Genomic DNA, 11,582 nt, shown 5'->3' with positions numbered 1-11,582 from the left:
TCGAATCAGGCTTGAGGTAGCAGCTTGGCCACCACGTCTTGCAGTGTCCGGCTGTCGAAGAACGCAGTGATCGGCAGCGACTTGCCGGTGCGCTCGCGGATACGCTGGACAATCGCGACCGCGCCGAGCGAGTCCAGGCCAAGCCCGGCCAGCGTGGTGTCACTGGTCACTGCCACGTTGCGCGTGGCCTTGCCCAGTTCTTCGATCACCAAGGCGGTCATCGCGGCATGCTGCTGCTCAGGGCTGCCCTGCATGGCCACCGGTTCACCCAGCGGCTCGTCCTGCACAGCCACACCGTGCTGGCCGCGCAGGCCCACGCGCTGGCGCAGAACATCCGGCGCTGCCTGGGCAACCATCACGTGCGGATGGGCGTCGAGCCCAGAGCAACCAAGGGCCCAACGCACCACCTCCTCAAGCGGCATCTGACCCAGCCCCGCGGCCTGCAAGCGTTGTTGGTGATCCGCCGCAAGACGCGCGGTCATGCCCGCGGCCCACGGCCCCCAGGCAATGGTCTGGCCGGCCAGGCCCATGGCCGTACGCTGGGCCATGAAGGCCTGGGCGAAACCGTTGGCCGCCGCATAGGCGGACTGCCCTGCCAGGCCGATGCACGCCGACAGCGATGCGAAGGTCACGAACCACTGCAACGGCTGCCCTTGCAGGGCGTGGTGCAAATTGACCGTGCCGGTGACCTTGGGCGCCAGTACACGGCTGACCGCTTGCGCATTCAGGCGTGTCAGAAGGGCATCCTCGACCACGCCCGCCAGATGCAGTACCCCCACCAGCGGCTGCCCTCGGCGCGCCACTTGGCGCATCAGCGCCTCGACATCGGCGGTGCTGGCCACATCGCCCTGGAACAGGTGCACATCAAGGCCCTGCTGGCTCAGGCTCCTCGACTCTTCGACCAAGGCCTGCGACGGCCGGCTGCGCCCCATCAGCGTGATCTGTCGCGCGCCACGTGCGATCAAGCCTCGGCACAACGCCTGCCCGGTGTCGCCAAAGCCACCGGTAATCAGGTAACGGCTGCCCGCTCGCACCGTCATCGCCTCGTCAGGTGCGTATGCCAGGGGCTCCAGGGCTTGCTCGAACACACGTCCGTTTTCCACCCGCAGCAATCCAGCGCCAGGCGCACCGCCCAGCAACCCCAGCAGCACATTGAGGTCGGTTGGCGACGGTGGCCACGGCGCGGGCAAGTCGATCGCCTGGCAGCGGATCGCCGGATACTCGCTGGCAATCACCCTCAGCACCGCAAGCGTCGCCGCGCCGAGCAGGTAGTTGTCGCCCGCTGACGGCTCATGGGCGCCCCGTGTCACCACGCAGAGGCGCGCTTCGCTCACCCCCGCGTCCTCGATCTGCCCGCACAGACGGCGCAACTGCTCCAGCCGCCCGCTGATCGCCACCGACCAATCAGCCGTGGCTTCGCGCCCTTGCCCGCCGGTATCCACCCATTGTCCGGGCGCGTCAGCCATCCCTGCAGCGGGGCGTGCGGACTGTTCGAGCCTGGCGGCCAGCAGGTTCGCCAATGGATCATTACCCAGCACCACAGGGCATAAGGCGACCGGCGTCAGCAGCGCTGACGGCATTTCACGCCAGGTGAACCCACACGCCAGGGTGACGCCCCCCGATTCGCTGTTGAGCAAAGCATCGCGCTGGGCGCGCTTGAGCTGGACATTGCGCAACGTACCCACCCGCCACCCCTGATCGTCGTGCAGCTCGATGTCGCCTTGGACGATCTGGCTGTGTTGATCGAAGTCTGCAGTGGTCAGGCGGATCGTCGCTCGCAGCTCACCGTGCACAGCGCGAGCGAGCGTCAGCTCCCCAATGGCCAGGGGAATGTAGAGATCCATTTCCGGGCATTGCTGCCAGTAGCCGGCAAACAGCGCCTGGAAACAGGCATCGAGTGCGCCAGGGTCGAGCACCAGCCCTTGGTCCTGCGACATGGCGCTACTGGCGAGCAGGCGCACCTGCATGAGCTGCGTGCGACAGTCGAGCCACATCGACTCGATCCGCTGGAACAACGGTCCCAGTTGCAACCCCCTGGCATAGGCCTGGGTGTAGAACGCCACGCAGTCCAGTTGCCGGGCGTCGGCGCCAGGTGCTGACGGCAGTTCATCCGTCACCCAGGACGATGACGGCATGGCCTGCACCACTGCGCTGGACAACACTTGAGGATTGCCTTCGTTAGCCACGGCGACCCCTGCCTGGTACTCGCCTTGCTGTGATGTACCGGCCCACTCGATGACCACTTCACGCCGCTCGCCAGGGGCCATGAGCAACGGCCGCAGAAAGCGCACGTCACGGATACATACCGCACGCATGTGCAGGCCCCGCAACGCCTGGGTGACCAAGGCACTCAGGTGCATCGCTCCAGGCACCACGACGCGGTCGAACATGCGATGGTCAGCCAGCAGCCCGGTGCCTGGCCAACTGGCCTCGAACCGCTTGGCCTCCGCGCCATCGCTCACCCGCGTGCCGGCAAGGCCCGGCAGCAAAGGCGGTGCCTCGCTCACGAATGGAGGCAACTCGTAGGTGGCGTGCTGCCAGGTGTGCAGCCGTGGCGTGGGATCGAGCTCGACTCCCAGCGCCTGTCCCGCCTCGTAGAGGTCGGCGAGCAAGGTGTTCAGCGATTGCTGCAACGGCTTGTGCCGATTGAGTACCGCCATGGCCCGCAGGCCAAGCCGCGAAGAGCCCAGGCAACGCTGGATGTGCTGGACCAGTGACGCATGCGGCCCCAGCTCGACGAACGTGTCACAACCCAGTTCCGCCAGCCGCGCCATGGCAAGGTCGAAGCGCACGGGGCGCAGGGCATTGCGCACCCAATAGCCGGCGTCCCGTGGCACAGGCGCCTCGTCATCGCCATGGCTGGTCGAAACGAATGGCACCACGCCCTGGCCGTGGCGCAGGTGCGCGAACGCTTCCTGCAGGTCCTGGGCCAGCGGTTCGAGTTGGCTGCAATGGAAGGGATAATGCTCATTGACCATGACCGGCTCGACACCGGCGGTGGCGCAACACGCCTGAAACCGAGCCAACGCCGACGCCGCAACCGAAACGATGCTGGCGCCGGGGCTGTTGTAAGCGCTGATGGAGACACCTGGGCACTGTTGCACGATTCGCTCGACCGTATCCGACGGAGTCAGAAGCGCATACATGCTGCCCTGCCCGTGCAGCACGGCCATGCAGCGCCCCCGGGCCAGGGCCGCCTGCAATGCCTGCTCACGGCTCAGTATGCCGGCGCAGCAGGCAGCGGAAAGTTCGCCGATGCTGTGCCCGCTGACTGCCGCAGGCTTCACGCCCCAGCTGATCAGCATGTCGAACAACGCCAGCTGGATCGCCACCACGCAGGGTTGCGCCCATTGGGTGAGCGTAAGGTCGGTGTCGCTGCGGGCGGCGATCGCACCGAGCAACGACCACCCGGCCAAGCATTGCACGATTGCCTCGCTCTGTTGCAGACTGCGTCGGAACGCTGCATCCTGCGCCAACAGCTGGTCGACCATCCCTGGCCACTGGCTGCCCTGGCCGGAGAACACCAAAGCCAGCTTTTCGCCCGGCCCTTGGGGCTGGCCGTCCTGCGCCAGCCATGCGCGCATGTCGTTGGCCAGCGCACCGGCCGTGCTGGTCAGGAAGGCCTTGCGAAACGCCCCTGTCGCGCCGGGCGAGTTCGGCTCGACTCGCTGATCGCCAGGCAGCGCGGCGAGCGCCGTGCAAGCGCGCGCCACCTCCTCGCGCAAGCCATCGCGGGTCTGGGCGGCAAGCCTGAACAAAGGGTCAGGCATCTTCGCAGCGCCTTGGGAGGCACTGGCGAGGATCACCTGGGCATTGGTGCCCGACCAGCCGAAGGAGCTGACAAGTCCGTACAACGGCTCGCCACCGGCATCCGGCCAGGCCAGGTTGGTGCGTGGAAATGCCAGGCTGGTGTGCGCGTCGATATGCTGGTTGAGTGACCTGAGGTCGGCAAGGCCCGGCACGCTTCGATGCTGCAGGCACAGGACGGTCTTGATCAACGAGGCGATACCTGCAGCCGCTTCGCAATGGCCGATATTGCCTTTGACCGAACCGATCAGGCACGGCGGCGATTCTCGCCGGGTGCCCAGCACCTTGGCCAAGGCCGCCACCTCGATCGGATCGCCCAGCTTGGTGCCCGTGCCATGCGCCTCGACATAGCCCAGGCTGTCGGCACTGATGCCGGCCCGGGCGAGCACGCCACGCAGCAGGGCCTCCTGGGCCAGGCCGTTGGGTGCGGTCATGCCGTTGGTGCGGCCATCCTGGTTGACCGCCGAAGCCTGGATCAACGCCAGCACTCGATCACCGTCACGGGTCGCATCGCTCAGCCGCTTGAGCACTATCACCCCACAACCATCACTGCGCACGATACCGTCGGCACGCTCGTCGAACGGTTTGCAGCGGCCATCCGCCGCCATCAACCCCATGCGCGAGGTCGCCACGGTGAACTCGGGACTCAGGACAACGTTCACGCCGCCAGCGACGGCCTGCTCGCACTCGTCGTTGCGCAGGCTCTGGCACGCCTGGTGAACCGCGACCAACGACGAGGAGCAGGCGGTATCGATCGCAAGGCAGGGGCCTTTGAGATCGAACAGGTAGGCCAGGCGGCCCGCCAGCACACTGTTGGAGACCCCGGGGCCACTGAAGGCGTTAACCCGTTCGATGTCATCGAACAGCCGTCGCGCATACCCATCGTTGTAATTGACCGCCCCGACATAGACACCCGTCAGGCTGCCGCGCAAGCGTTCACGGGTCTGCCCGGCGTTGACCAGCGCCTCCCAGGCGACCTCCAGGAAGATCCGCTGCTGGACATCCATGTGTGCGGCCTCGGTGTCGCTGATACCGAAGAAGGCGGCATCGAACGCCCGCTCATCGATCACCCCGGCCCAGCGGGTAGCCAGCTTGCCCACGGCCATCGGGTCGGGGTCGTAGTACCGCGCGTTGCTCCAGCGCGATGCAGGCACCTCCTCGATCGCATCGCGCTGTTGCGTCAACAGCGACCAGAACGCCTCCAGCGAGTCGGCCCCAGGCAAGCGGCAGGCAGCGCCAATGATGGCGATGGGTTCTTCGTTGCGTTGCAGTACGGCCTTGAGCTGGCGGACACTCGCCAGCGCCTGCTGCAATGCCGATGCCGATGCCGTTTCGGGTTTGGCTGATCCTTGTGTCATTTCATGTTGTCCCTGAATTTGTCCTTGAGCGTGGCCAGCTACCTGAGCAGCTCCGCCATCAACGCATCGTCATCCTCGTCAGGCTCCGTGATCGGCTCGGCCTCGCCGAGCCCTGCGCCCTCAATGGGCCACATCAACGATTCGAGGTAGCAGGCCAGGGCGGTGATGGTCGGGTAGTTCCACAGCACCGTGGCGGGCATGCGCACCTGCAGCTCGGTTTGCAGGCGATTACGGATTTCCACGCCCAGCAGCGAGCTGACCCCCAGTTCGGTCAGCGGCGCGTCCACCGGGATCCGCTCAAGCGGCACCTGAAGCAGCGACGCCACGAAACGACTGACGATGGCGCACAGTTGCCCATGGCGGTCCGCCGTGTTGGCCAGCACGTCATCGCGCTCCGCCAAGGTTGGCAGGTCACATGCCAATGCTGCCGGGCCGCGATAGCACATTATCAGCGGGTGGCCATGGCCCTCAGGCCATTGCTCCAAGTACCGCAAGGCCTCGCGCATGTCGATCGCCGGCAAGTGCTCGAACACCTGTGCAGCGCCACCCTGAACCAGCAACCCCTCGTCAGCGAACGGGCCGAACCTTGCACTGATGGCGGGTAACCCCTGGCTCAAGCGGTAGTCGGCCAGGCCATCGAGGTAGGCATTGCCGCTGGCGTAGGCAGCATGGCCGGGAAAACCGAACAGGCTCGAGACGGACGACACCAGAAGGAAGCGACGCACCGGCCACCGCAAGCTGACCTGGTGCAGGTTCCAGGCGCCCTCGCGCTTGGCGCGTACGCCGTCGAGAAAACCGGCCAGGGTCATCCCCTCGAGCGCCCCCGAGTGCAGCACGCCCGCCGCGTGGCTGATACAGGTCAGCGGCCCGAGTTGCCGGGCGGCAAGCTCGATCGTCTCGTCCAGGTGGGCAGCGTCAGCGACATCAAGCTGCTCGACGATGATCGTCGCGCCTTGGCTGCACAACGCCTCCATGGCCTCCATGGCCTGCTGGCTTGCCGGGCTGCGGCCCAGCAACAGGAAACGGCGCTCGCCCTGATCGAAATAGCGACGCAGCATGACTTGCCCCAGCGCCCCGAAGCCTCCCGTGATCAGGTGGAAACCTGCCTCCTCCTCAAGAGGGGTATTGGTTACCAGCGCCTGCGCGGGCACAGGCTGCAACGCCGGTACGTAGCGCACACCCACACGCCAGGCGCTTTGCGATACAGGCGTGGCAAGGCTGGCCAGCGTCGCCTGGACGAGGTCGCATTCAGCCGCCTCTGCATTGGCCGGGCCGACATCGGTGATGCACAAGCGCTGGCCATCCAGTTCCAACTGCGCCGTCCTGAGCAGCCCCCACAGCAAGGTGGCGTCTGCGACAACCCGGGTATCCATGGGCAACCGCTGGGCGGCACAGGTGACCACGTGCAACGTCGCAGCGCCTGCACGCATCCTGCCCAGCGCCTGCAGCAGACCCAGGACGCACGCGACCTCGGCTGACTCGGCCAGCAGCACGATAGTGTCGAACGCAGCACCTTCGAGCAGTTCGAGAAGATCCCGCTGATAGGTCTGGCAGGTACCACCGGGGGCAAACTCATGCCATGTGGCCCTGGCGAAGCTAACATGTGCGCGCAGCGCCGACCATCCAGGCGCACGCCCGACAACCAACAGACTCTGCGCATCAACACCAGCCACTGGCGAGCAGTCGGTTGGCAGCCAGGCCAGGCGATAGCCACTCGCACCGTTCGTTGGTGCAGATTCACGGGCTGGCCGTGTACCAGGGAGGGAGAGCGGTGGCTGTCGTGCGGCCGGAAGCGTCATAACGCCGACGCCGGCCAGGTAACTGCGCAGCTTCAACTCGGCGAGCAACTGCGCGGCCGTGCTGCCCTGAAGGTTTTCGAAGCACAGCAGCGCACCGTCGCCGACGCCCTCGGCTTGCGGCCAACCCCGCGCATCCCGCTCAACGACGGCACGGACCAGCACGCTCAAGCCGGACCGCCCCGCCACCAGGTCTTCAATGCTGCCAACCGTGTCGCCTGCACGATAGCGCGTGACCATCACGCCTTCATGACGCAGTAATTCGGTACAACCGATGTACATGGCCACGCCCTCGACCAGGTGCGCCTCAATGCCCAGGTCGTGCGCGACCTGCATGACCCGACCGTATCCGTTGGCGAATACGGGCAAGGCCTGAAGCACGTCCCTTTGTGCGGGGGAAAGTGGCGCACGCGGGCACACACGCAACAAGGGCGCAGCGCACACCCTGCTGGCTGCGAGCTCTACCGCCAGTGCCGAGCGCAGGCAGGCCAGTGCCTGGGCTGGCGTCTCGGCCATGAACGCCAGGCGATGGCGCTCATGGCTGCCGGCGCATTGCAGAGCCTGAGCGCAATCGGCCAGACGCAGTGTCGTATCCTGCTCGATCCAGTGCGCAATGCTGGCGCAACGTGCGAGCAGTGCTGCATGGCTGTGGCCACTGAGCAGTACTGCTTGCGGGCTGTCGCCCAGCAAAGGCGCCACTTCGTGGCAATCGTCCAGTGCCTGTGCCAAGGCATAGGCGTCGCTGCCCCCGCGCCGGGCAGTGGCCAGCAGGCCCCTGCCCGGCGCAGTCGCCGCCAGAGCTTCGCGCAGGCTGCCTTGCAGCACGGGATGACTGGAGACTTCCACGACCACCCCGTCACTGGCCCGCAAGGCCGTGCACAGCGCATCGAACCAACGCACCGGCCGGGCCACCGCATCCGCCCAGTAGCGCGGGCGCAAGCAGCCATCGGCCGCTGCGGCCGGACAGGTCCCCAGCAAAGGCAGGTGCGGGGCGCTCGGCACGATGTCCTCAAGCGCCTCGCACAGCGCCAGGTAGCCGTCTTCTTCAGCCCCGGTATGCACGGCGACTTCACACCTGATCTGGTTGAAGCGCATGCCGTTGTGCTGGCAATACTGTTGCACCTGGGCGATGGCGTCAGCCGAACCGCTGATGACCGTCGCCTGGTCAGCATGCTGGATTGCCACGCTGGCGGTCACTTCAAGCGTGGCGAGCAGCGCCTCGGCAGCGTTCCAGCCGAGGCCCAGCAAAGCCATTGCCCCTGGCCGCAGAGCAGCCCAGCGTGCCTGCGCAAGAATGACCCGCAAGGCATCGCGAAGGCTCAGCACCCCACACACATGCGCTGCTGCCACTTCACCGATGCTGTGGCCGATTGCCGCGACCGGGCGCAGGCCCTTGGCGAACCATACTTCGGCCAACGCTACCTGGAGGGCGAAATGGCAGGGCCAGGCGACTTCGACATCGCTGAAACATTCCTCGGCGTCATAGAGACGTTCGGCCAAGGACCAGCCTGCCATCGCCGTGAACAACTGGTCGCATCTGGCCACGCACGCGCGGAAAACCGGGTCAAGCCGGGCCAGCCGCAGCCCCATGCCCGGCCATTGCGCCCCTTGTCCGGAAAACACCAGCAAGGCACCTTTCGCCTTGCTGGCGGGCGGCACCACGATCAGGGAAAGGTCACTGCCATCAAGCGTGTCATCAGCCGGCACCGACCATTGACGGCCCACGATCACATGGGCATTGGTGCCACCGAAACCGAAGGAGCTCACCCCCGCCAGTGGCTGCGCCGAAGCCCAGGGCGTGTTCTGCAACACCGGTTGCAAGGACAGGCGCGACCAGTCGAGCGCAGGGTTGGGAGCGCGGTAGTTGAGGTGGGCAGGTATCACTTCATGCTGCAGCGCAAGCAGCACCTTGATCAGCCCGGCCATCCCCGCCGCCGCCTCGGCATGGCCGATGTTGGTCTTCACCGAACCGATGAGCAGGGGGTGACGACGGGCGCCGCGCGGGCAATAGGCTGCGGCGATGGCAGTGGCCTCGATCGGGTCGCCCATGGCCGTGCCGGTACCGTGGGCCTCAACGTACTCGACATCGCCCGGAGCGATCCCGGCCTGGCGCACAGCCTCGTCCAGCAATGCTTGCTGGGCTTGCATCGACGGCGCCGTGAGGCTGTTGTGAAAGCCGTTGTTGTTGACCACCGACGCGCGGATCACCCCCCAGATCGGCGATGCCGCCTGCAACGCGTCGGGTAGCCTGCGCAGTACCACCACGCCCGCGCCTTCGGCCCGTACATAGCCGTCGGCGGCCGCGTCGAAGGTATGGCAGGTCGCCGTCTCCGAGAGCCCGCCAAATCGGCGCATAGCGGTAAAGCTGTGCGCCGCAAGCATCAGGTTGACCCCGGCGACGATGGCGAAGTCGCATTCACCCTGCCGCAGGGCCTGGCAAGCCAGGTGCAGGGCGACCAGCGAGGAGGAACAGGCGGTGTTGACCGTCAAGCTGGGCCCTCCGAGCCCCAGGGCGAACGAGATCCTGGCCGAGAGGATGCTTGTATCCAGGCCCGTGGCGCTCTGCGCCGTCATCTGTTGCGGCGGCACATGATGGGCGAAGTCCGAACACATGGCGCCGACATAGACCCCACCGCGTTGTCCGCGCAATGCCGCAGGCGGCATCCCGGCCTGTTCCAGGGCAGCCCAGGCCAAGGTCAGCAGCAAACGCTGTTGCGGGTCCATCTGCGACGCCTCGTGGCCACCCAGCCCGAAGCGCTCGTGGTCAAAGTCGCAGGCACCGTCGATAAAACCACCGATCTCGTCAGGCGCCACATGCCAGCCACTTTCCGCTCGCTCGGTGAAATGATCGTGAGCAACCGGCCCGATGCCTTGGCCGCCGTTTTCGAGCAAGCGCCAGAACGCAAGGCTGTCGTCGGCCCCGGGGAAACGGCAGGCGAGGCCCGTGATCGCCACCGCCTGTCGGTGATCTGCAAGCCTTGATGCCTGCGGTTCGACACGTTCGCCCTCGTCACCACACAGGTGCCGGCACAACTGCGCGGGGGTCGCGAAGCGCCAGAACAAGGTAGGTTCCAGGTCCCGTTCCAGCTGTGCTCCCAAGGAAGCCAGTAGGCCGGTCACGGCGATCGAATCCAGGCCGAGGCTACCCAGCCGGGTGTCCTCCTCTACCCGCTCCCCATCACAGGCCGACGCCAGTTGCGTTAGCACCACAGCCATTACTTGCTCGTATCCAGCACTCATGCAGATATCCCTTTAGGTTTGCCATGGCTTCCTGTCATGGCGGCGGGTCGGTCATGCTCCACTTTCTGCCATTGCGATCGGCCGCATGTCCTCGAACAATCGATGGACCAATGCCTCGATGGGGAGCACACGGGCGATCTCAGGCGCCACCAGCACGGTGAGGCGCAAGCGTCGCTCGTACAGTTCGGCCTCGAAACTCAATGGCAGGTCGGCCACCTGCCGAGGATCGCGCGCGATGTGCAGTTGCTCCGGGGCAGGCCGGTAACCAATCAGGCTGCCGCCCGGCTTGTGCGCCGAGATGAAGTTGAAACCGATGGCAGGCAAGTCGGGCACCGGCGCGCCCGCGACACCGCTGAAATACCGGATTGCGAAGGCGTGTGCCTGCGCCATGGCCTGTTCGACCTCGGCCCTGGCCGACCGCGCGGTTTCTCGCAGGCAGGGTCCGGCCTGAAGCGTCAAGCGCACCGGGAGCGGGAACGACACCGACCCCACCAGCTGGGTGACGGGTGTCTGCCATTGGCCAACGAAATGCGGGCTGACCCACATCATTAGCGCTACCGAGCCGTGAGCCTGGATTTGGCTCAGCACTTGCAGCCAGCAACCGAGCAGGTAGTCGCTAAAGCTCACCTGCCACTCGGCCGCGCATCGACGCAGCTCATCCACGGCCTCAGGTTCCAACTGCAGGCAGTGCCCCACGAGGGTATGCTCCAGGACCTTGCCAGCCTGTTCCCCTGCTGCCTGGTCGAGTACCCCGACAAGTGCCGGGGCGCCGAGCGCTGGCGACACCTCGGCGGGCAGTGCCCGGTAGCACTGGGCAAGTTCCTGTGCGAAAGCCGGATAACTGTCGCAGGCCTCGTCGTCGAGCGGGCAGCCCTGCATCGAGGCGCGATAGGCCCTGGAAAGGTCCCGCCAGAGTATCCGGCTAGAGATGCCATCGCAGACCAGGTGATGGAAGATAAGCACCAGGCGCTGGTCCTCGGCCTGGTCGGCATCATGCAGGATGTACCTCAGCAAGGGAGGGACCAGGGTCGAGGTCGCGAGCAGTGCGTCGACGCTGGCCTGGGCCTGTGCACCAGGCAGCACCCCGGGTGCGGCGGCAACTACCTGTAACGCCTGGTCTACGGGAAATGCGTCCACAGCAAGAAAGTCCATGCGCCATTCGCCTTCGCTGCGCGTGAAACAGCCGCGAAGTGCCGGATACTTCTTCACGACAAACCGGATGGCCTCACGCAGATGATCAGCATAAAGATGCTCCTGCGGTATCAGGACGTCACCTACATAACGCTGCTCCAGATGCAAGGCCGCACGCTGATCATACAATTGCCCCAATAATAGGCGCATGCCATCTCTCCAAATTTAAAGCAGCACAAATCCGGACCTG

Annotated in this window: 3 protein-coding genes; all 3 read right to left on the bottom strand. The window is 65.9% G+C overall.

The features are described 5' to 3' along the window. Positions 1-5 precede the first annotated feature (5 nt). The 3 genes from AC5O5I_RS07525 to AC5O5I_RS07515 are packed head-to-tail and all read right to left on the bottom strand — an operon-like array spanning position 6 to position 11,542. Positions 6-5,165, bottom strand: coding sequence for an SDR family NAD(P)-dependent oxidoreductase (locus tag AC5O5I_RS07525; RefSeq protein WP_494512284.1), 5,160 nt, complete (start codon positions 5,163-5,165; stop codon positions 6-8). 38 nt (positions 5,166-5,203) lie between these two features. Continuing rightward, positions 5,204-10,201, bottom strand: coding sequence for an SDR family NAD(P)-dependent oxidoreductase (locus AC5O5I_RS07520; protein ID WP_494512283.1), 4,998 nt, complete (start codon positions 10,199-10,201; stop codon positions 5,204-5,206). A 51-nt stretch (positions 10,202-10,252) separates the two neighbouring features. Further along, the gene (locus tag AC5O5I_RS07515) at positions 10,253-11,542 is read right to left on the bottom strand and encodes a condensation domain-containing protein (RefSeq protein WP_494512282.1); all 1,290 of its coding nucleotides are present in this window, start codon (positions 11,540-11,542) and stop codon (positions 10,253-10,255) included. Positions 11,543-11,582 lie beyond the last annotated feature (40 nt).

Source organism: Pseudomonas sp. 9_2_1, assembly GCF_059295275.1.
The sequence above is the reverse complement of the archived record's forward strand: the minus strand, read 5'-3'. Positions and strand labels throughout refer to the sequence as shown.

What these genes read in the sequence shown, in the direction of transcription:
- AC5O5I_RS07525 (WP_494512284.1), bottom strand. Translation starts at nt 5,165, where the DNA reads ATGACACAAGGATCAGCCAAACCCGAAACGGCATCGGCATCGGCATTG.
- AC5O5I_RS07520 (WP_494512283.1), bottom strand. Translation starts at nt 10,201, where the DNA reads ATGAGTGCTGGATACGAGCAAGTAATGGCTGTGGTGCTAACGCAACTG.
- AC5O5I_RS07515 (WP_494512282.1), bottom strand. Translation starts at nt 11,542, where the DNA reads ATGCGCCTATTATTGGGGCAATTGTATGATCAGCGTGCGGCCTTGCAT.